The organism is Planctomycetia bacterium (genome assembly GCA_016795155.1).
GTDB lineage: Bacteria > Planctomycetota > Planctomycetia > Gemmatales > HRBIN36 > JAEUIE01.
Window position 1 is genome coordinate 88,699 of record JAEUIE010000050.1, and the last position, 21,930, is coordinate 110,628.

The following is a 21,930-nucleotide window of genomic DNA, read 5'->3' on the forward strand; positions in this document are numbered from 1 at the left end:
TTATTTCGCAGGCTGTATCATCTGGCCTAAGCGTGCTCGGAGTTGTTCTACCAGTACATAGAACACCGGCACCAGATAAAGAGTCACTAGCGTTGACAGTAAAATGCCACCAATGATGGCTTTGGCCATCGGCGCCCGTGTTTCGGCCCCTGGACCCAGTCCCAAAGCAGCTGGAACCGCACCGGCGATCGTGGCAATGCTCGTCATCAGAATCGGACGCAGCCGGATCGGGCAAGCTTTGATCACTGCTTCATCAGGAGGCATCACAAAGCGGGGATGCATCATATCCTCCAGTTGCTTTGCCTCATCTATGGTACGTGATCCCGGTTCGCTCAGTTCATCTGCCTTCCCTTCGCGTACCTGGTTCGTGTAGTCGACAAGAATAATCGAGTTCTTTTTCACCAGGCCCATGAGCAGCACCAGGCCGATCATGCTCATCATGTTCAGCGTATCGTTGCCCCACCAGAGTGTCACGAGGGCGCCAGTTACCGCAAACGGCATGGCCAGCAAGACTGTCAGCGGATGAATGAACGAAGCAAATTGCACGCCCAGAATCATGTATGCGACAATGATGCCAAGGATCAGGGCAAACACCAGGCTCGAGATAGTTTCTCTCATAGCCAGTGAATTGCCCAGCTCAACCACGTTGCCTTCCGCTTCAGGCAGATGCTTTAGCATGATTTTTCGACAGACTTCTAGGGCATCACCCTGCGATACGCCTGGAATCGGGTTAGCAGTGATCTCGATTTTACGCTGATAAGCATATCGATGAATGATGGGCAATGTGGCAATTGTTTGCCGATCAATCAAATCAACGAGTGGAACCAGACGATTGCCTGCACCACGGATCAAAAGTGGATCCATCTGATCGGGCGTGGCTCGTTGCACTGATTGCAATCTTGCACGCACATCGTAACGTCGGCCTCGATCGGTAAACTTGGCAACTCGCTGCCCGCCTACCAAAAGGCTGATCGTATCTGCAACCTTTTGCGCCGGTATCTGCACCAGTGCCAGCTTGTCGCGATTGGGCACGACCTGCAGTTCTGTCATGCCTGGACGGAAATCACTATCGACATCCTGTACCAGTCCGGTTGCATTCATCTCTTCCATAATGGCTCGCACCTTGGTGGGCAGTGTCTTCCAGTCGCCTTGTAGTGCAAAATCTATTGGCTCGCCACTCTGTGCGGTAAATCCTTCGGTGGAAAGGTCACGCACGATAATGCGGACATCTCTTACCTGTTCCAGTTGCTGCCTTACTTGCGAAATGATTTCTTTCTGCTTGGCGGTTCGATCTCGATGGGGAGTAAGTTGTACGAAAATATCTGCTTCATTCATCAATTGCCCAGGCTCGGTAGCAACGGTGGTCAATAGGCCGAGAATATCTGGATGCTGAACTAGAACAGCTTCGCATTCCTGTAGTAACTGGTCAACCTGTTGGATGCTCGATCCCACTGGACAGATCACCCGCACCACAAACCGGCTCTGGTCTTCACTTGGCACCAACTCAGTGCCAAGCACCTTGGCATAGATCATCCAGCCAGCCAGGACAATGAGAAAGAAACTGAACAGCAGTACCACTGGCCAGGCGGCCAACGCCCAGCGCAGCGTAACACGGTAGCCATGTGACAGCCCTTCCAGGAAGTAGTCAACCGGCCGCAGAATCAATCCAGTCAGGATATATCGGTCAAAGGCCCAATAGACCGTCGTTGCATAACGAAACAGGATGGCGAGCAGCAACAGATCGCAGACGATCTGCAAAGCCCATAAGCCACGCAGATGCCAGCCCATGGCCTGCTCAGGTTGAAACAGACCGGCATAGGGCAGATGCAGCCAGTTACATATCTGCTGTAAAGTCTGAATCATCCACCAACTGAAGGTGTATCCCCATGAATCAGAAGTGCTTCGCCAGCGAATGATCGCCATTGCGATAACCGCCAGAACACCAAGGATGATTGCCAGTTTCCACTTCCACGGCCTGGGCCTTTTGGAATACTTTTCCTTGATATTCAGGAAAAAGGCACATAGCATGGGCGTCATGGTCAGTGAGCAGACCAGTGACAACAGCACAGCGACACTGACCGTAACACCAAACTGGAAAAAGAACTTCCCGATGGTGCCTTGCATAAACGCCACCGGCAGAAAAATGGCAACAATGGAAAGCGTCGCTGCCAGTGCTGCAAAGGTAATCTCTCGCGCACCGTAGAGTGCCGCTTTTTTGCGTTTAATGCGATCTTCTTCTGGTGTGGCACCCTGCCGCTTCTCTCGATGCCGATGGATATTCTCCAGCACCAGAATGGCATCATCCACCACGACGCCGACAGATAGTGATAATCCTAACAATGTCATCAGATTGATCGTGAACGGTTCCATGCCCAGCATCGGCACGCCGTACCGGATGAAGAAAAAGGTACCGAGCAATGAAGTGGGAATGGAAATGCAGATATTGAGCGTGGTGCCCAATGAACCCAGGAACAGAAAACAGACAAGCGCAGTCAGCAGAATACCCAGGATCAGCGTCAGCTGCAGTTCCGCCACATTCTCCCGAATGAACAGCGAGTAATCGACCGGGATATCAAGTTGCACGCCGGCAGGTAGCAACTTACGCAGTTCTGGAACCGCGTTCTTCACATTTTCGCAGACGGAAACAAGATTGCCTCCCACGGCCTTGCGGACACCTACCGCAACACTGGGCATGCGGTTGAACCGGGCCAGGCTGCGACGGTCTTCCATGCCGTCTTCCACCACGGCGACATCGTGCAGGCGGATCGGCTGGCCATCTTTCTGGGCAATCACCAGGTTTTCCAGTTCCTTGAGAGAATAAGCTTCTCCCATGGTTCGAACATTCAGTTCCACCAGCCTCGATTGCAGATATCCGGCTGGCAGTTCCGCATGTTGCCTTTTCAGCGAATCGAGCACTTCATCGACCGCCAGGTTATAGCTGGCCAGTTTTTCCGCATCGAGCCAGATGCGGATGTTGCGAGACTGCAGTCCGCCAAACTGAATGCCACCCACACCCGGAATGGTCGCCAGACGTTCCTTGAATCCCTTTTCGGCAAAATCACTGATGGTATGCAAAGGCACCGGGCCTGAAAGTGCCAGCCACATGACAGGCAAATCATTCGGATTTACTTTGGTGATGACTGGTGGATCAATATCCAGAGGCAGTTTACGCCGGGCTCCTGATATCGCATTGCTCACATCCTGCATCGCCACATCAATGTTACGATCCAGGCGAAAGAAAATTGTCACCAGACTGGTACCTTCCAGCGACCGCGACATGACATAGTCAACACCCTCGACGCCCGCGACCGCTTCTTCGACAAAGCTGGTGACATCGCCATCCATGATGTCCGGACTGGCTGCTTCCCGCGTAATCGTGATGCTGATGACTGGGAAATCAACTTCGGGAAACTGGCTGACTCCCATCTGGCGATATCCCAGCCAGCCGAACACCATCATCGCAGCAGCCAGCATGACCGCGAACACCGGATTTCGAATGCTGAGATCTGATAAAGACATGGAACCATCACATCATGAAGGAGTGACTTGCTGCGCTACGATTCTTCCCGGTAAATCTCCTCGGGAAGTGGCTGCAGTTTGCCCTGTCGATCAACGCAGGCAAGTGTGGAACTGCCTTCCGCACAGAGCTCATCTCCCCGGTATACTTCATAACGATGCTCGATACGAACCGGCGTCATGCGCTGCAGGATGGTACGCAGTCTGATCTGATCGTCATAATGTACCGGCGTTTTGAACTTGCATTCGATTTTGACGATGACCAGAAAAAAGCCTTTGTCCTCGATTGCCTTGTAAGTCTGTCCATCCGCTCGCAACAGTTCGGTGCGGCCCTCTTCAAAATACACCAGGTACTGGGCATGATGCAGAAAGCCCATCCGGTCAGTTTCCGCATAACGGACACGAATCATCGTTTCATGTTCTTTGAGCATAGCCACCTCTACACGTACTCTTTCAGGATAAGAGTTGGTGGCGATCTTGTCAGTATGCTGGTAGTTACAACTCGATGAGAAAATGAAGGGTATTGCACGCACTGGACACGCTGCACTTCATGCGTTACCCTGTACTCACTCAGGAGTGACTCGATGTTATCCGCTTTCTGTCTGTTGCTACTGTGTTTCCAGGATCAACCGGAAGTCGTTCGGCTCTGGCCAGGCAAAGCTCCCCTTTCTGCCAGTGAAGATCCCGCCAACATCCCCAGCTTGACCGTCTATCTGCCTGAAAAAAGCAAAGCCAGTGGGGCCGCCGTCGTGGTCTGTCCCGGTGGCGGTTACGGCTTTCTTGCTACTGGTCATGAGGGTACCGATGTTGCCCGCTGGCTCAATGAACGTGGCATTGCAGCTTTTGTGCTGAAGTACCGAATTGCTGGCAAACATCAACCTGCTCCCCTGATGGAAGCGCCATTGCTGGATGCACAACGAGCCATTCGCACGGTGCGTGCCAACGCTTCCCAATGGAATATCGACGTGAAAAAAGTCGGCATTTGCGGCTTCTCCGCTGGTGGTCACCTGGCTTCTACTGCAGCGACTCACTTTGATGCAGGCAGCAAGGATGCGGATGATGCCATAGACAAGTTGTCCTGCAGGCCTGATTTTGCCATCCTCTGTTATCCTGTCATCAGCTTGAAGGCGCCCCATACGCATCAGGGGTCCCGCAACAATCTGCTCGGGAAAAATCCTGATGAAAAACAGGTTGAGTTGTACTGTAACGATCTGCAGGTAACCAAGGAAACGCCTCCTACCTTCCTGTTTCATACCGATGAAGATAAGGCCGTGCCGCCCATGAACAGTGTCCTGTTCTATGCAGCCATGAAAAAACATGGTGTGCCTGGCGAACTGCACATCTTTGAAAAAGGAGTGCATGGCGTCGGCTTAGCCCCCAAAACACCACCACCTGGTGCTGCCAACTATGTTCCTCGCCTGCGACCTGTTGATAAAGGACTCTCAACCTGGCCCGATCGCCTCAACGACTGGTTGGGCAGACAGGGTTTGCTGAAATAACTCAATCTCTCTCGAAAGTGCTTCTATGAATCGTCGTCATTGGCTGAAGCAGACACTCGCTTTGGGTACCCTTGCTGCTGTCTCGCCTCATATAGTTGCTATCGATCCCATTGTTCGCAAGGGGCCGGCACAACTGAAGTTGAGCATCGCTGCCTACAGCTACCGCGATTACCTGACTGGCAAGAAGCAGCCCGCCATGACTCTCGATGGCTTTGTTGACCTCTGCGCGGAACTGGGTCTGCCCGCCGTGGAACTCACCAGTTATTACTTCAAAGATACCAGCACGGCGGCATTGACCAGATTGAAAGGCCGCTGCACGCGCTTGGGGCTCGATGTCAGTGGCGGTGCGGTAGGCAACAAGTTTACCGAAGCAGACCCGGCCAAACTGAAGGATGAGATTCGCAAAACAAAAGAATGGACCGAACGCTACTCCGTGCTGGGAGCCAAGGCCATTCGCATCTTCGCGGGCAATGCCATCAAAGGCGAAGAAGAGTCCGTTACCCGTGCCCGCTGTATGGAAGCGATTCAGGAAGTTTGCGAACACGCGTCGCAGTATGGCATTTACATGGCACTCGAAAATCATGGAGGGATTGTTACCACTGCCGAACAGTTGCTGGCCATCGTGCAGGCGATAAAACACGAATGGTTCGGAGTCAACCTCGACAGTGGCAACTTCCGCACCGTTGATCCTTACGGAGATATTGCCAAGCTGGCCCCCTATGCAGTCAACGTTCAGTTCAAGACGGAAATCCAGGTGGCAGGCAAGAAAAAGGAACCCGCTGACATGAATAAGCTGGTCAACATCCTCAAGGAAGCTCGTTACCGTGGCTACGTAGCACTGGAATATGAAGCTGCAGCCGATCCACTGAAAGCCATTCCCGAACATATTCAGCAACTGAAATCACTCTTCGCCGGCTGCAGTGGCTAGAGCTACTTCAAGCTGTGGCAGGGTTATTCAGTACTCCGAATGACCCTGCAGGATGTGCAACGACTTTTGGTTCATGAACAGGTATGGATACCGCACTCTTCAATCACGACATGAGCGATCTGCTGGGGCCGAACCGGTACGATCTCGTTACCGACGACACTCCAGCAGGCGGTTCCATCATTGGCGATGGCGCTTCAGTTTTAAGTAAGCGCGTTCGCGCCCAGGTGCCTCAATATCCAGGCATCTATGCCATGTTCGATCAGCAGGGCAAAGTCATTTATGTGGGCAAAGCCAAACGGCTGCGAACCAGGCTGCTGAACTATTTCAGAAAAAAATCACAAGAAAAACGCAAGGCCCAGCGGCTGCTTAGGCGCACACAGACCATTGCCTGGGAATATGCTCCACATGAATTTGCAGCACTGCTGCGTGAACTCGATCTGATTCAGCAGCACAAACCCCGTTTTAATGTGATGGGCCAGCCATTACTCAAGCGTCGTACCTATCTCTGTCTGGGACGGTCGCCCGCACCATACCTGTATGCTGCCAGGCATCCACCTGCCGATGGAACATTCTTTGGCCCGATCCGGCATCGCCCTGAAATCCTGGATGTCTTGCGTTTGCTGAACGATCATTTTAAACTGCGTGATTGCCCGCGCAAGCAGGTCATGCAGTTTGCCGAGCAGCGCAGCATGATTCAGGAAGACAATGTCGCAGGCTGTATCCGTCATGAACTGGGCACCTGCCTGGGGCCGTGTGCCAGGCTCTGTACTTCACGGCAATATCAGGCACGAGTCAAGGAGGCGAAAAACTACTTCCATTCGCTCGATACTGCACTCTCGGAACTAATCCGAGAGAAAATGCAGCAGGCGGCACGCGAGCTGGACTTTGAACTGGCAGGAAAACTGCGCGATCAATTGGCTTCGCTCGAATGGCTGATGGCCAGCCTTCAGCGCGTGCAGGAGACACGCAGGGAGTTGAGTTTCATCTATCCGGTCGAGGTCAATCATCGCCAGGGGCAGGTTCTCTGGTATCTGATTCATGAAGGGCAATGGCGATGCACGTTGTTCATGCCACAGGATTATGCTACCCGCCAGCAGGCATGGAAAACCATTGACGGCGTGTTTGCAGGCAAAACGCCCTGGAACTTTGCTTCGCAGTCCATTGATCATCTCTGGCTGACCGCAGCCTGGTTCCGCAAGTTTCCCCAGGAGCGGGCCAGGTGCATATCTGTTGAGGATGCACGGCGCATCTGCAGCCAGAAATCGGCCAGTTGATTTTTTGACCATCTAGCCGGAATCGCGCCAATTCTGTTTGATGAACGTATCAGATCTCCTCTCTCCAGGTGCGTTCATGCAGCTTGTTGTCATCCCGGGTGATGGAATTGGGCCGGAAGTTACGGCAGCAACTCTGGAAATTATTGCTGCCACCGGTGTCGTCATCGACTGGGTGTACGCCGAAGCCGGGCCTGATGCAGCAGCCAAATATGGCGACCCGCTGCCTGATGTCACGTTAGACCTGATTCGCAAATATCGCGTGGCATTAAAAGGCCCGGTTACAACACCGGTGGGTAAAGGCTACCGTTCAGTCAATGTCAGGCTGCGGCAGGGGCTTGACCTTTATGCCAGCGTGCGGCCTGTTAAAAATCTTCCCGGTGTCAAAACGCCTTTTGAGAATGTTGATCTCGTCGTCGTGCGCGAGAATACCGAAGGCTTGTATGCAGGCATGGAACATTTCGTGGTGCCTGGGGTGGTGGAAAGCCTGCGCATCATCACCCGCGAGGCATCGGAACGGATCGTCCGCTATGCCTTCGACTATGCCCGCCATGAAGGTCGAAGGAAAGTAACCGCCTGTCACAAGGCCGAAGTGCTCAAGATCAGCGATGGCTTGTTTCTGGAATCAGCCAAGAAAGTGGCCGATGAATATCCGTTCATCGAGTTCGAAGAACGACGGATTGATAACTTGTGCATGGAACTGGCTTTGCATCCGGAGCGGTTTGATGTTCTCGTGATGGAAAACCTCTTTGGCGATGTCGTCAGCGATCTGTGTGCCGGCCTGGTGGGCGGCCTGGGAGTTGTCCCCGGTGCCAACATCGGCTCCCGTTGTGCAGTCTTCGAAGCAGTGCACGGTTCTGCACCCGATATTGCCGGCAAAGGGCTGGCGAATCCCATCGCGCTGCTGCGCTCTGCAGCCATGATGCTAGATCATGTCGGTCATCGCAATGCTGCAAAACGCATTGAAGCTGCGGTGAGCAAAACCTTGAAGCAAGGGCAGGGGCTGACCAAAGACCTCGGCGGTCAAGGAAACACCCGTACCATTACCGATCAAATCATTAAGAACTTGAGCTAACATGAACCAGATTGTTTTCATTCAGGGTGGCGGTGTGGGTGTTGAGCAGGAGATGGCACTCCGCCGCCTGCTCGGCGCGGTCGGCGTATCCTGCAACTGGCAGATGCACTATGCCGGCCAGGCTGCTGTCGAGAAAGGGTATCCAGCACTTTCTGACAATTTGCTCAACTCGGTGCGCTCTGCAGGCATCGCTCTCAAGACCAAGATTGTCCGCCCCGGTGACGATCCTGAAACCAACTACAATGTGCTGCTCCGTCGCAAGCTTGGCTGTTTTGCTTCGGTGCGTCCGCTGCGGAACCTCAAAGGTCTGTCCGGCCGATTCGATAATGTCAATATTCTCCTGGTTCGCGAAATCACCGAAGACCTCTATGCCGCCATTGAACATGAGATTGTTCCCGGCGTGGTGCAATCGATTAAAGTGGTGACCGAAGCCGCTTGTCTGCGATTCTTCCAATTCACCTTTGAACTGGCCCGGCAGCAGGGACGCAAAACCGTCCATTGCATTCACAAGGCGAATATTCTTAAGCAGGCGGATGGCCTGGTACTCGAATGTTTCCGCAAAGTGGCTGGGCAGTTTCCCGAAATCACTCCAAAGGAAATGATTGTCGATAACTGCTGCATGCAACTGGTGAGCAAGCCTCAGCAGTTCGATGTCGTTGCGACCGGCAACCTGTATGGTGATCTGCTCAGCGATCTGGGTGCCGGTTTGATTGGCGGCATTACCCTTGCCGAAGGAATCAATTACGGCAACGGAGTGAAAGTGTATGAATGCGTGCACGGCGGCGATGATACTTCGATTCCTCGTGGCCAGATCAACCCGTTGCCTCTGCTCTTCACCGCGCTGCATCTGCTGCGCGATACCGATCAAAACGAGCCTGCCCAGCGATTGCATCAGGCCATCGAAAAGGTGCTCACCACCACCGACATTAAAACACCCGATCTGGGTGGCAACTCAACAACCGAAGCCATGGTCGAAGCTATTTTGAAGTCGATTGCATGATTGGAGTTGCAGTTTGGAACAAGTCTGTACAGCAGATTTGAACTAGCAGTTGTTGCCGATAAGGCCGATTCAACGCAGAAACATGCGATTTTCCATCAGTTCCAATTTTAATCATCATTGGCATCGGAACTGCAATTACATTAGTCGCCTGGAAGCGAGTCCCAGGCGTCTTTTTTCCCTTCCTTACGAGCACCTGGAGCCAGGCAACTGGTTCCAGGTGCCATCTCGTTATCCCTTCAACACCCACTTCACCATTTCACCAAAGCTGGCGCCTTTGCCCTGCATCAGCAGGCCCACACGGAAGATGCGGCTAGCAATCCACACACACAAAAGTGTGGTTGCAATGACAATAGCTACACCCAGCCAGGGCTGCCACCACGGTGTGCTGGGTGGTATTGCAATCCGCGCTGTCATCAGCGTGGGAGTCGCAAACGGGAAGAACGATAATGCCGTCGCAACCGCCCCATCCGGTTCCGTGATCAGGTTTTGCAGGAAGAATAACGGGAACGTTGTCAGCAACATTACTGGAGTCAGCAAGGCTTGCGTTTCCTTGAGATCGGTGCAGGCCGCCCCGACTGCAATGAACAGTGAGCCGAACATCAGCACTGCAAGAATCAGGTACACAAGGAACCACGCCATGACCGCCGGCGTGATGTATTCCAGGAAGTTGTATTGCCAGGCAGCCAGGTAAACTCCCGACAGATAGACCACGCCCATCAGAAGTGATACCCCCACGCCGCCCAGCAGTTTGCCGAGCATGAGTTCAAACGGCTTGGCCGAAGAAAGCAGCACTTCCGAAATACGCTGCATTTTCTCTTCCACGACTCCTTGCATCAGCGGCGTAGCACCCACCATGATGACCATGAACATGATGATGACAATGCCGAACGGCACCATGAAGGAAATCAGCATGTTGACGTCTTTGCCGTCTTCCATTTCTCCGGTGATCTTGTTGATGCGGGGCAGGGTTTTGCTGGTGACAGGCAGCCGGGTCATGATGCTCATTAGAGTCATCTGATTGATTTTCTCTTTTTCCGCCCGTAGAGCTGGAATCACACGGTTAAATACTTCGCGACACAGTATCCAGAATTCGTTGTAACTGTGATTGTTGGAATAATACTTCACGATGAGATCATCAGGGAGCTGATTAGCTTTGACCTTGTCAGCTTCGCGGCCCAGTTCCACCATGTTCGCTGCCTCGGCAGCTGCGTAGGCAACCAGGGTTTCCTGATCGAGCACAGGTGCTTTGAGGACATTTTCACCAATGTCCATGAAACCATAGATTTCCTTCGTTCTGACTTTCTCCGCCAGTTCAACTCGCTGTTTCAGTCGTGCTTCAGGGGTATTGTCAGAAGGCGTTATCTTTTCGAGAACAAATTTCGCATCTTTCTGTTTGCCCGAATTTTTGTCGAATATCAGTTCCTTGTTGCGGGCCTCAACCGTCTTCTCCAGGGTCGTGAAGAGGAATTGTCCCGGCGTCCGGTCGATGATGTAAAAGGTTTTGTCCTTGGTTGACTTAACATCCTTGAAAAGATACTGCACCAGGAAACTGCCGCCCATCAGCAAAGGCATCATGATGATGCCGATGAGGAAGGCTTTGGTCATCACCGCGGCTTTGAATTCCCGCGAGGCTACGATCAATACTTTGCTCATGTGTCCACTCAGTAGGATCGGTTAAGCGCCAACCTGTTCAGTTTCCAGGATATCCTTACCCACGATGCGCATGAAGATGTCCTGAAGCGAAGGTCGGGCAATTTCAAAATGCTGCAACTGGCCATGCTGGCTGATCTGCTGGATGATGCGGTTGGTTTCAGCGTCGGGTGTCAGCCGCAATTCCTGGTAATTGCCATGATTATCGACATGGGTCACGCCGGGCAATTGATGCAGTTGCAACTGCTGCCCGCGCACCCGAATCGTATCAGCACCGTATTGATCCTGAATGGAACTCAGGGTGCCATCAAGCACTTTCTTGCCCTTATAGATCATGAAGATGGCGTCGCACATCTTTTCCGCCACGCTCATATCGTGCGTGGAAAAGATGACCGTGGTGCCATTCTTGCGGAGATCAAGCACGGCATCACGTAGCACCACGGCATTGACTGGATCGAGGCCACTGAAAGGCTCATCGAGCAGCACCAGTTGTGGCTCGCTGATGATGGTGCCAATGAATTGCACCTTCTGCGCCATGCCTTTGGAGAGCGTTTGTACTTTCTTGTTGCCCCACTCAGAAAGGCCCATGCGATCCAGCCAGGTTTGAATCTTCTGATTATCAGCTGGCTTGTTCTTCATCGCTGCAAAGAAGCGTAGGAGATCATTCACCTTCATTTGCCGATACAAGCCACGCTCTTCGGGTAGATAGCTCACATTATCGTGGGCAGCCTGCAGATTTTCTTCACCGAGCACCCGGAGGTGTCCCTCATCCGGTGCGATGATGCGCATGATCATGCGCATCGTGGTGGTTTTGCCTGAACCATTTGGCCCGATAAAACCGTAAATACTGCCTTGGGGAACCGTCAGTGTTAACCGATCAACAGCGATATGCGTGCCAAAACTCTTGGTTACATTCTCTATTTCCACGGCAGATGTTGATGTCATACCCGTTCCCGTTGTGTTGCGATATGTGTTATTCGTCGCTACAGCTTCACTATTGTATGGCTTTGAATTTCTAATGGTGTGCCTAATCCTGCCTGCAGAAACTCTGCTGCGTTACCATTGACGACGGCGATCTCCAGAAAACCTGAACTGGAAACCAGTGCAATCGCTTCGCCGGGTGCTGCTTCGCCATAGGTTTTCTTCAAACTAGAGATGCTGTAGCTGCCCAAGCGTACTTCCATCGGTGACGATGGCAAATCAGAAATGGCAATGTTCGAAATCAGGTTGCCAAAAGCATCGATGAAAACAATCTCACCTTCTAAACCAGAACCCGTTTTGCGCACTTGCCTGATCGGCAATGTCTGCCAGTTAGTAATAACAGGTCCCAGTGATTGAACAGGCAAACCACTTGCCAGAGCCGCTGCACAGGGTGCGAAAATATCTCTACCATGAAACGTTGAACTGACCTGGGGCAGCCAATGCTCACGATTCGAAAGTTCTCTGACTTCTTTCGGTTGAGGTAAGAGTGTCGCCAATCCATTATCGGGGCAAAGCAGATAGTGCTGATTGATTTGAAAGCAAAGCGCTTTGCGGCTGGTGCCCACACCAGGATCAATCACCACGATATGTATGGTCTCAGGCGGAAACCAGGGTAGGGCATCACGCAAAAAGTATGCGCCATGCTGCACATTCTGAGATGGTATGTCGTGGCTCAGATCAACCATCTGAACATCAGAACAGCGGGATAAAATCACCCCCTTCATTGCGGCCACATAGGGTGATGCCGTTCCGAAATCGGTAGTCAGCGTAATAATGCGATTCGCCATACGTTTATTGTAAGTAACGCAGGAATTAGTAACTATGCGATACTTTTCTCCTCCCCTTACCAAGGGGAGGCTGGGTGGGGTTATTCCTATCGCCAGGATTTACCCCCTCTAACTCCCCCTTGGAAAGGGGGAGAACTAGATCGCTTAGCCTTTCATGTATTTTGCGAAAGTGTTGCATTCACGGTCTGCCTAGTCGTTACAGTTGTAACCTGAAAACGTCACTCAACATCAACAGCCAAAATCATCATTGAAACCAGGATGACTCTGACGGTACGATAAAGCAGCAATCCTTGAGACCATGTTGCATGTACTTTCTTCTTTTCATGTTGCTGTCCGCTGTCAGTTCCGCAGAAACGCCCGATATTATCCTTCGTGGCGGATTGGTTTTTGATGGCAGCGGCCTGCCTGGTGTCAATCGCGATATCGCCATCAAGGGTGATCGCATACTCCGCATTGGCGGAGCCATACAGGCCGGTCCTAAAACCCGCATCATCGATGTTTCCAACAAAATAATCTGTCCGGGCTTTATTGATCTCCACTCGCACAGCGATGACAATATTCTCGCAGCACCCACGCGAAGTAATCTGAATTATCTCACTCAAGGCGTTACCACCATCGTCACCGGCAACTGCGGCTTCGGGCCCGTGCAGGTAAAGGATTACTATGCAGCCATCGACCGCAACCAGGCTGGCACCAATGTCTGTCACCTGGTGCCGCACAATACCCTTCGCCGAACGGTGATGGGCAATGTTAATCGTGCCCCAAGCGCTACAGAGTTGGCGCGAATGACTGCACTCGTGGAAGCAGCCATGAAAGACGGCGCCTGGGGAATCTCGACAGGATTGATCTACACGCCCGGCACCTATGCAGCTCTCGATGAACTGCAGACGCTGTCTAAAGTTGTAAGCCGATATGAGGGCATCTATGCCACCCATATGAGAAATGAAGGCGATGAAGTGCTGGCTGCCATCGATGAAGCACTGACTATCGGAACGAGTGCCCGTTTGCCGGTGCATATCTCGCATTTGAAAGTTTCAGGCCGATCTTCCTGGGGCAAAGCCAGCCTGGTGTTATCACGAATGGAACAGGCAAGGCGATCAGGACAGTTGGTGACAGCAGATCAATACCCTTATGCCGCTTCCAGCACTTCACTTCAGGCAACCGTCATACCGGCACGGTATCGCGAAGGCACCACGGAAGAGAACAAAGCCCGATGGAACGATGGCACCCAAGGCCCGGCATTGCGTAAAGCTGTCGAGGAAAATATTGCAAAGTCTGATCAGGGACGTGCCATCCGCATCGCCCGCTACGTGCCCAATCAAGCCTGGCAGGGATTATCGCTCGCCGTCATTGCGGAGAAAGAAAAGAAATCGATGGTGAACCTTGTCCAAGAAATCGAAAGTAAAGGCGGAGCACAGATTGTCCATTTCAGCATGAATGAAGAAGATGTCAGGCTGATTGCCAAACAGGATTATGTCGCGACGGCCAGCGATGGTTCTGCTCTGGTACCCGACAGCACAGTGCCCCACCCGCGCTGTTACGGAACGTTTTCGCGAAAAATCGGCCGATACGCCATTGAAGAAAAGCTGATGCCTCTGGAACAAGCCGTTCGTTCCGCCACCGGTCTGGCTGCTGATATTCTGCGATTGCCTCAGCGGGGATATCTCAAGCCAGGGTTCTATGCGGATATCGCAGTGATTGATCCAGACACTTTTCGTGACCAGGCAACATATGAAAAGCCTCATCAGTACTCAACTGGAATTGATTATCTGCTCATCAACGGCAAGATAGTCATCGAACAGGGCAAGTACCAGGGAACCTTGGCTGGCAAGGCCTTGCGACATGCCAATGTTCAGCCATAATAATATTCACTTGTTATTCCATTGCTTCTGCCTCCCGCAGAAGTTACTCTTCATCATCCCAAGGAGTCCGGTATGTTCAGACGTTGCCTGTTGCTGATGCTTGTAGTTTTCATGTTGCCAGTCATGCTGGGTGCCCAGGATGAGAGCAATCTGAAATTCCAGAAGCATCAGTCCAAGGAAGGGAAGTACAAAGTTGAATTTCCCGGCAAGCCGATGACGCAGAATCAGAAGGCGAACACGGAACTCGGAGAAATCACCATCGTGCTCGATGTCGTTGCTATCGGCCAGAACATGGCGTTCATTGTCAGTTACAACGATTACCCCGAAGCCATCACGAACGCTGACCCCATCACGGTTCTCAATGGCGTACGTGATGGCAATAAAGGCAAAGACGGCGAAATCATTGAAGATCGAGCCGATGTCTTCGGGCCGGACAAGATTCCCTGTAAACGCGTTTACATCAAAAAGCCCAACGATCTGTACATGAAGAATCTGATGATCATGAAAGGCACTCGATTATATCAGGTAATGGTGGTTGCCAAAAAGCCGGCAATCGAGTCAGATGCCATCAACAAGTATTACAAGTCATTTGAACTGACGAAATAGCCACAGCATTCTGCGGGGAGTTGAACATTGCACGTTTCACTGTGGGCTGCCGAGGTCTTCAGGCAACAGCTTGATCCTTTAGGCAGCCCATGGCTTTCAACTCTGGTTGCAGCCATCCCGGTAGTTGCCCTCTTTGTTTTTCTGGTGCCGATGCGCTGGCTGGCCCCCAAAGCCGGTCTGGGCGGCGCTATTCTCGCTATCCTGGTTGCTGTCTTTGCATTCGGCATGCCCTGGGATAAGGCGCTCTCCGCCATGGGTTTCGGCATGGCTTTTGGCCTGATGCCGGTTGGCTGGAACATCTTCTTCGCCATGTTTCTTTACAACATCACGGTCGAAACCGGGCAATTCACCATCATCCGCCGCTCGGTTGCCAGTGTTTCACCCGATGTCCGCATCCAGGCGATTCTCATCGGTTTCTGTTTTGGTGCATTCCTCGAAGGCGCTGCTGGCGGTGGCACACCGGTTGCCATCTGCGGTGCCATACTTGTGGGTCTGGGTTTTTCTCCCTTCCAGGCTGCGGTGCTTTGCCTCATTGCCAACACCAGTCCGGTAGCCTATGGCGGACTCGGTTCGCCTCTCATCGTGCTCGGTGGTGTGACCGGAATTCCCACCGATACCTTGTCCGTCATGGCAGGTTACCAGCTTCCGATTTTCTCCTGCATCATCCCGCTCTGGATGGTCAAATGTATGTGCACCTGGAAGCAGACCTGGGAAGTGCTTCCTGCGCTGCTGGTGGCTGGCTTCAGCTTTGCGGTATTCCAGTTTACCTTTGCCACCATCCATGTCTGGATGCCCAGCGTGGTTCTCTACAACATGACCGACATTGGCGGCGGCATCTTCTCGCTGCTGGTAACAGCATGGTTCCTCAAGTACTGGAAACCTTCCAGCATCATGACCTATGAACCTGCTTCCACGGTAGCAACATCCGCAGCACATTCCTGGGCAGAAACAGGTCCATTAACCACTGCCAATGTGATCAAAGCCTGGTCGCCCTATGCCCTCATGTCAGTCGCTTTGTTTGCACTAGGCCTCGTCAGGCAGGCTGAAATCAGAAACGATCCCAGGCAGATTCAGATCGTGGGCCCTGTTTACACCAACTATCTTTTTCCTGTGACACCGCTGCAAGATTCGGTCTACCGCGATAGTGCCTTATTGTTGAAAGATACGAGGGAAAAGCCTGAGCCTGCCGTGTTCGAATTCACCTGGGCCACTGCTGCAGGTACTGCGGTACTGCTAGCTGCCATCGTTTCCATGTTGGTCTTGAGAATGAACCTGAAGCAACTCTGGAACGTGTGCAAGCGAACCGTCTGGCAGATGCGTATTCCCATCCCCACCATTGCGCTCATGCTGGGCTTGAGTTACGTTACGCGCTATTCAGGCATGGACGCGTGTCTGGGATATGCCTTCGCCAGCACTGGCATGCTCTATCCCTTTTTTGCATCACTCCTGGGCTGGCTCGGCGTGTTCCTCACCGGAACCGACGCGGGCAGCAACGCGCTATTCGGAAGCCTGCAGAAAATTGCTGCTACCAGTGTGTATCAGCAGAATCCGGAGGCCTTCGGTTCCCTGAACATGCAACAGGTACAGACGCTCATCTGTACCACCAATAGCACCGGTGGCGTCATGGGAAAAATGATAGATGCTCAAAGTATCTGCGTTGCTACTGCAGCGACCAATCAGACGGGGAAAGAGGCTGATATCTTCAAAGCCGTGGTCTGGCACAGCATCGTACTGGCATGTCTGATGGGACTACTGGCTTTGCTGCAGGCCTACGTGTGGCCCTTCCAGGCCATGGTGCCGTGACATCATCAACTCCCCTGCTGGGAGACGGTTATTTGCTTACTGCTTTTCCTTCAGCGTTGCTGCCAACGCTGTCTCAAAAGCTTCCATGGTCGCAATTTTTCCATCAGCCAGTTTTGTCTGCAGTTTTTTCAGTTCAACAATCAGCTTGCTGAATGATTCGATGTACTGTTTCTGCTGCTGATGTGCTTCCTGGCGATCACTGATCTTCCAGAAGCCTGCTTCTTCTGCGCCACGCAGCGTTGACATCTTGACCTGGATGGTTTTGGGATCATCAATCGATGACATGCTGGTCAACTTGACCGTGAGTACCGCTTCTCCCGATTTAGGTCTTTTGGTATCGGTGCATTCAAATTGATATCGTTCATTGAATAACAGCCGGTAGAGTCTGTCATTATCATCTTCCGTCAGTTGGTCAGGCAGGTTGCCAGGTGAAAATTTGCGTTGCACGAGGTTGGTAATCTCAGCATAAACCTGTCCCAATTCCCGATTGACCTGCTGTAGTCGTTCGAGTTGCTTCTTTTCGGTATCGGGTAGAATGGCCAGGTATTGCTCAAAGTTGCGTTGCTGCAGGCTCTGCTCTAGAATCATCATGGCTGCCAGCGGAGAATCGGCAAGCAATCGGCTGCCACGAGGTGTTTCCGTGGCAGTGACAATCTGACCCAACTGAAGTTGCTGTTTGAGTTTGGAAAAGTTCGGTGCATTCGCAATGTCTGATTGCAGCTTAGCCAGTTCCGAACGGACGCTGCTGATCTGGTTGAGCAGAAGCTGATTATCATACATGGCTCTGGGCTGATGATCGCCGTAACGATCCATCACTTTAGATAACTGCAGCACAATGGCAGTGATGCTGAGCAGCAAGGCAACAGCCAGCACTGCCCACAAATTCAAGTTTCGGGATGATTGCATCGATTCCGACATGAGTCTTCTCACGTTTCCGTCAGGGTTTGGCAAAACCTGCCACCAGCCGACCACCTGCATTCCAGTAAGGCACCCACGCAATGCCGAACTGCGATATCTTGATGTCACTGCGCTTGGCAGTCAACTTGATTTCCTTCAGTTCTGCAAACGCCTTGCGCTTCCATTTATCAGCAATGACGCTCATCTGTTCGGTCAGTTCCTGTACCTGTTTCTGGGCTGCATCAAATTCACTTTTTGCTTCATAATACCGGCGGCCTGCATCGGCTTTCTGCATTTCCTGCTGCTGGCTTCGGTTCCAGTTGAACAGCTGACCCAGAATCGAAGTGCCTTGCTGTGCAAGTCGGTTGTATTCCTGTTGAGCTGTCGTCATGGTGCTGGCAGATTTTTGGGATTTCATTTCCTGATCTGCTTTGCGTTGCAGCAGTTCAGCCGCTTCCTTTTCTGCTTCCTGCTGAGCAAAATTCTTGCATCGCTCCAGAAATGCCTCATGGGTTTCGTTATCTTCACTCGTCAGGCTCAGCCCCTTGTTATGAAACACCGTGAAATCGACATTGTTGTAAAGATAATCGCTGAATTCCTTCTGCAGATCTTTCAGTCGCTTCACATCATTCAGTCCCTTCGGAATATCCTGCCATGATGCTTCCACCGATTCGGGAGTTGAGTTCAGAGCATCTCCCACACTCTGAGCTTCGCCCCATTTTGCCCCTTGACCCGACTCGGGAGCATCGCAGATAAGACGATAAGTCCGGTCTACCACGATGCCAGCTCTACTATTGGTCAAGCTGACCTGTCCCACACCCAGCAGGCATGGTTGATAAACCAGCTTGGCTGATGCTGTCTGGCCCGGTCGCGATGCCAGTGGCACCGGCTTCAGATAATACTGGGTAACTCCCACACTTAAAATCGGCGCGACATGCGAGGCATGGTTGGTATCCGCCTGACTGACCTGCGTCTGCATTTCTTTCTTGAAAGCAACTTCAGCAGGAGCAGTCTTGGGAACCAGTTTTCCTCCACATTCGGAACAGAACTTGGTCGTGGCAGGAAGGCTGGCAGCCGGACATGATGCCTTGTTGCAACCGCCTTCTTTTGTCAGGGTGATGTTGCCTGATCCAGATGCAGTAGTGCCAGTCTTGCCTGGATCATCCTTCAGCACGCTGCTCGGCAGCTTCTTGAGTTGTTCCCGCGTCATCGGGCCAGCCAGATATGACAGCGCCCAGCGGGTATGCATCACACGAGGCTTGCCTTCATGCACGCAGTTCATCAGGAAAACACGGTTGCCCAGGGCCGAGATGGTTTTGTCCAGTTCCGACTTATCGGCCAGGGTGCCCGCTGCATTGGCAACGCCCTGCAGGCCTTCAAGTAGTCGAGCCTTATCCCGCTCGGTCTGCAGCTTGCCGACAAACCAGGTACCCGCATTGGTCAACGCTTTGTAATCGAGATCCACCGGATTCTGTGTCGCCAGCAGAACGCCAACACCAAATGCACGAGCTTGTTTGAGCAAGGTTAGGAAAGGCTGCTTGCTCGGCGGGTTGCCCGGATGTGGCGGCAGATAGCCGAATACTTCATCCACGTAGAGCAAGGCACGCAGGCTGTTGGTGCCAGGCTGGCTTCGCGTCCAACTCAGAAACTCGGAAAGCAGCAGCGTCAGGAAGAACATCCGCTGCGATTCTTCCAGATGGGCCAGATAAAAGATGCTCTGTCTGGGCTTTCCTTCGGGTGACCGCAGTATCTTGTCGAAATCGAGTCCTTCGCCAAGAATCCAGGTCGCAAAGCTCGGTGATGCCAGGATGTTGTTCAAGGCAACAGCGAGTTTCAATCGTTCAGCCTGTGGATAAAAAGTATCCACTTCAAAAGCGCCAATGCGTGAAATGGGTGGGTCCTGAATCTGGCTGATGATGCGGGCGAGGTCCATGTCCTGCCCCTTGGTCCACGCATTGAGCAGCAGGTTGGCAACCAGGATGTGTTCACGCGATTGCAGTGGATCGCCGCTGATCTTCGTCAGTCCCAGGAGAGCAGTTGTCGTGGAATCCACCCGTTCGTTCAGTTCTTCGCGTGTCAGGTCGCCCTGTGGTGCTGCAAAGCTCTGCAGAATGGAAACCGGTCGGCCTACTTCACTGCCGGGTGTGTATATCCGCCATTCAGCTGCATCCTTCAATCGCTGAACACGATCCGGTTGCTGCCCCCAATCCCCGAGCCCCTTCTTCCAGAGCTCAGCAGTCTGCTCCGACAGTTGATCAATCGTCACTTTCTTTCGCTTGGCGATCTCTTCATCGAGCCAGGGTTTGAAGTCATCAGGCTTCAGTTCGGGAAAGGTCAGCAGCAGGTTGCACAAGTCACCCTTGAGATCAACGATAATGCACGGGATGCCATCGAGCGCTGCTTCTTCGAGCAGGGAAACGCACAAGCCAGTTTTGCCTGAACCCGTCATGCCGACCACCACGCCATGCGTAGTCAGCCAGTGGGCATCGTACATGACGTTCTTGCCCATCTCTTTGGATTTCAGATTGTATTCCCTGCCCAGATAAAAGCAGGCGGGTGGATCAATATCCACAATTGGTTTGGCGGCGGTGGTTTCTGGCATAGCCTGATTCAGACAAAAAAGAACCAACAGGTCAATGATAGCATAGCGTGGATCAACGGCGAATTCCAATACCAAGAATGCTACGCTTTCATCAGGGTTTAAGCAGATAAGATGGTGTGAGAATGCTGTCATTTCTAACAGGGTATAATTACGACAAGGCCGTTGACCTCGCGATTAACCTGCGTTAACCTTCACGATCATGGCTAACGCAGTTTCACCTTCAGTAGATATTCTCGATCGCTGTCAGGCGGTGCTGGGCTACCGTTTCCAGAAGCCGGACCTGTTGCGTTCTGCCTTGACCCATTCCTCCGGTGCCAATTCACGCCTTTCTTCCAACGAACGCATGGAGTTCCTGGGCGATGCCGTGCTAGGTCTGATTGTGTGTGAACAACTTTACACGCAATACAGCACATTTCCCGAAGGTGAGATGACCCGGATCAAGTCGGTAGTAGTTTCACGCCGTACCTGTGCTGCCATCAGCCAGGCGCTGGGCTTGCACCAGTTTCTGATGATCGGGAAGGGGATGCAGACCGATATGCCAGCCAATGTGCTGGCTGATTTTTTTGAAGCCATCATTGCTGCGATCTATCTCGATGGCGGCTACGAAAAAGCCAGGGCATTTGTGTTGAAGCATCTGTCGCGAGAGATTGACCAGGTAGCTCTCAATACCACTGCAGAGAATCACAAATCACAGCTGCAGCAGTGGAGTCAGCGTGAAACCGGCGTTTCTCCGACCTATATCCTGCTCGATGAAAAAGGCCCCGAGCACAACAAATGCTTCAAAGTAGCAGCCAGTATAGGCAAACAACACTTCCCACCTGCCTGGGGCAAAACGAAGAAGGATGCCGAACAGAAAGCAGCCCTGAATGCACTCTCCGAACTGAACGGCGACCCACTCCCCTATGCTGGTGACTGAGTGACAACAGATGTGATATCACGCGGGTCGGGTGCCACGGTTTGCGTGTACTCACGCTAACCGTGCCAAATCACTGCATAGCTATTTAAAGGATTTTCTGACACGATGAACTATCCCGTCCGCTGTTATGGCAAAGAGTGCACCCACCTGGCCCAATACAAAATTGCTGCCCGCTGGAGTCATGGCACCAGCAGCGAACTCAAGACCTATGGGCTGTCTTGTGAATCCTGTCTCCCACTCCTTTTTCGTGACAGCCTTGAAAGGCAATTGAAATCCAGCACCTTGCCTGGCGAACTGGGCGAATCGCCTGGAATCTACCGTGCCATGACAGGCTGGGGCGATTCATCCCTGGTCAGAGAAACACAACTGGAGGAAGAAATTCTGAAGGCAATGGCTGTTAACTCGGCAAAATAGCTAACCTCTAAAATTATCAATTTTTGTGATCAATGAACCGGTAAAATGATGTACGATACGGTGAGCCATCCACAGCCGATGTGATGGATCAAATGAAATTCGAAAGGCGTGGTTACAAACGC

At 52.3% G+C, this 21,930-nt stretch carries 17 protein-coding genes; 10 read left to right on the forward strand and 7 right to left on the reverse strand.

The genetic code is table 11. The annotated features are described in order from the left end of the window. Both JNJ77_17125 and JNJ77_17130 read right to left on the reverse strand, forming a co-directional pair. Positions 1 to 3,519, reverse strand: coding sequence for an efflux RND transporter permease subunit (locus tag JNJ77_17125; protein ID MBL8824312.1), 3,519 nt, complete (start codon positions 3,517 to 3,519; stop codon positions 1 to 3). A 35-nt stretch (positions 3,520 to 3,554) separates the two neighbouring features. Then, positions 3,555 to 3,947, reverse strand: a complete 393-nt coding sequence (locus JNJ77_17130) for an acyl-CoA thioesterase (GenBank protein MBL8824313.1) — start codon at positions 3,945 to 3,947, stop codon at positions 3,555 to 3,557. Between the two features lie 153 nt (positions 3,948 to 4,100). Between JNJ77_17130 and JNJ77_17135 the strand changes: the two genes are divergently transcribed. The 5 genes from JNJ77_17135 (at position 4,101) to JNJ77_17155 (ending at position 9,289) form a co-directional block, all read left to right on the forward strand. After that, complete coding sequence (locus JNJ77_17135) at positions 4,101 to 5,015, forward strand: alpha/beta hydrolase (protein ID MBL8824314.1); 915 nt, start codon at positions 4,101 to 4,103, stop codon at positions 5,013 to 5,015. A gap of 25 nt (positions 5,016 to 5,040) precedes the next feature. Next, on the forward strand, positions 5,041 to 5,943 hold the full coding sequence (locus tag JNJ77_17140) for a sugar phosphate isomerase/epimerase (GenBank protein ID MBL8824315.1): 903 nt from the start codon (positions 5,041 to 5,043) through the stop codon (positions 5,941 to 5,943). Positions 5,944 to 6,026: 83 nt separating this feature from the next. Continuing rightward, on the forward strand, positions 6,027 to 7,217 hold the full coding sequence (locus JNJ77_17145) for a GIY-YIG nuclease family protein (GenBank protein MBL8824316.1): 1,191 nt from the start codon (positions 6,027 to 6,029) through the stop codon (positions 7,215 to 7,217). Positions 7,218 to 7,293: 76 nt separating this feature from the next. After that, positions 7,294 to 8,289 carry an isocitrate/isopropylmalate dehydrogenase family protein gene (locus JNJ77_17150; GenBank protein ID MBL8824317.1) on the forward strand — a complete coding sequence of 332 codons (996 nt, stop codon included), beginning with the start codon at positions 7,294 to 7,296 and terminating at the stop codon, positions 8,287 to 8,289. 1 nt (position 8,290) lies between these two features. Further along, positions 8,291 to 9,289: an isocitrate dehydrogenase gene (locus tag JNJ77_17155; protein ID MBL8824318.1), complete on the forward strand. Its 999-nt coding sequence runs from the start codon at positions 8,291 to 8,293 to the stop codon at positions 9,287 to 9,289. A gap of 228 nt (positions 9,290 to 9,517) precedes the next feature. Here JNJ77_17155 and JNJ77_17160 read toward each other — a convergent pair whose 3' ends face one another. Genes JNJ77_17160 through JNJ77_17170 form a run of 3 tightly spaced genes read right to left on the reverse strand, consistent with a single transcriptional unit; the run spans position 9,518 to position 12,708 of the window. Beyond that, entirely contained in the window at positions 9,518 to 10,942 is a 1,425-nt protein-coding gene (locus tag JNJ77_17160) for an ABC transporter permease (GenBank protein ID MBL8824319.1), read from the reverse strand. 21 nt (positions 10,943 to 10,963) lie between these two features. Further along, the gene (locus JNJ77_17165) at positions 10,964 to 11,884 is read right to left on the reverse strand and encodes an ATP-binding cassette domain-containing protein (GenBank protein MBL8824320.1); all 921 of its coding nucleotides are present in this window, start codon (positions 11,882 to 11,884) and stop codon (positions 10,964 to 10,966) included. Positions 11,885 to 11,922: 38 nt separating this feature from the next. Next, complete coding sequence (locus tag JNJ77_17170) at positions 11,923 to 12,708, reverse strand: SAM-dependent chlorinase/fluorinase (protein ID MBL8824321.1); 786 nt, start codon at positions 12,706 to 12,708, stop codon at positions 11,923 to 11,925. Positions 12,709 to 13,013: 305 nt separating this feature from the next. Here JNJ77_17170 and JNJ77_17175 point away from each other — a divergent pair, with 305 nt between their 5' ends. From JNJ77_17175 to JNJ77_17185, 3 genes are all read left to right on the forward strand, one after another. Next, positions 13,014 to 14,570, forward strand: coding sequence for a D-aminoacylase (locus tag JNJ77_17175; GenBank protein ID MBL8824322.1), 1,557 nt, complete (start codon positions 13,014 to 13,016; stop codon positions 14,568 to 14,570). Positions 14,571 to 14,642: 72 nt separating this feature from the next. After that, positions 14,643 to 15,176: a hypothetical protein gene (locus JNJ77_17180; GenBank protein MBL8824323.1), complete on the forward strand. Its 534-nt coding sequence runs from the start codon at positions 14,643 to 14,645 to the stop codon at positions 15,174 to 15,176. A gap of 39 nt (positions 15,177 to 15,215) precedes the next feature. Further along, positions 15,216 to 16,979 carry an L-lactate permease gene (locus JNJ77_17185; GenBank protein ID MBL8824324.1) on the forward strand — a complete coding sequence of 588 codons (1,764 nt, stop codon included), beginning with the start codon at positions 15,216 to 15,218 and terminating at the stop codon, positions 16,977 to 16,979. Positions 16,980 to 17,015: 36 nt separating this feature from the next. Here JNJ77_17185 and JNJ77_17190 read toward each other — a convergent pair whose 3' ends face one another. Further along, positions 17,016 to 17,897, reverse strand: a complete 882-nt coding sequence (locus JNJ77_17190) for a hypothetical protein (GenBank protein MBL8824325.1) — start codon at positions 17,895 to 17,897, stop codon at positions 17,016 to 17,018. Between the two features lie 19 nt (positions 17,898 to 17,916). After that, a complete protein-coding gene (locus tag JNJ77_17195; GenBank protein MBL8824326.1) occupies positions 17,917 to 20,478 on the reverse strand; it encodes a DUF853 family protein in 2,562 nt (853 codons plus the stop codon). Positions 20,479 to 20,677: 199 nt separating this feature from the next. On the opposite strand from JNJ77_17195, the gene rnc reads away from it, so the two are divergent. Together rnc and JNJ77_17205 are read left to right on the forward strand one after the other, a co-directional pair. Next, positions 20,678 to 21,394 (forward strand): ribonuclease III, encoded by a 717-nt coding sequence (gene rnc, locus JNJ77_17200; protein ID MBL8824327.1) that lies wholly within the window; start codon positions 20,678 to 20,680, stop codon positions 21,392 to 21,394. Positions 21,395 to 21,499: 105 nt separating this feature from the next. Next, positions 21,500 to 21,808 carry a hypothetical protein gene (locus JNJ77_17205; protein ID MBL8824328.1) on the forward strand — a complete coding sequence of 103 codons (309 nt, stop codon included), beginning with the start codon at positions 21,500 to 21,502 and terminating at the stop codon, positions 21,806 to 21,808. Positions 21,809 to 21,930 lie beyond the last annotated feature (122 nt).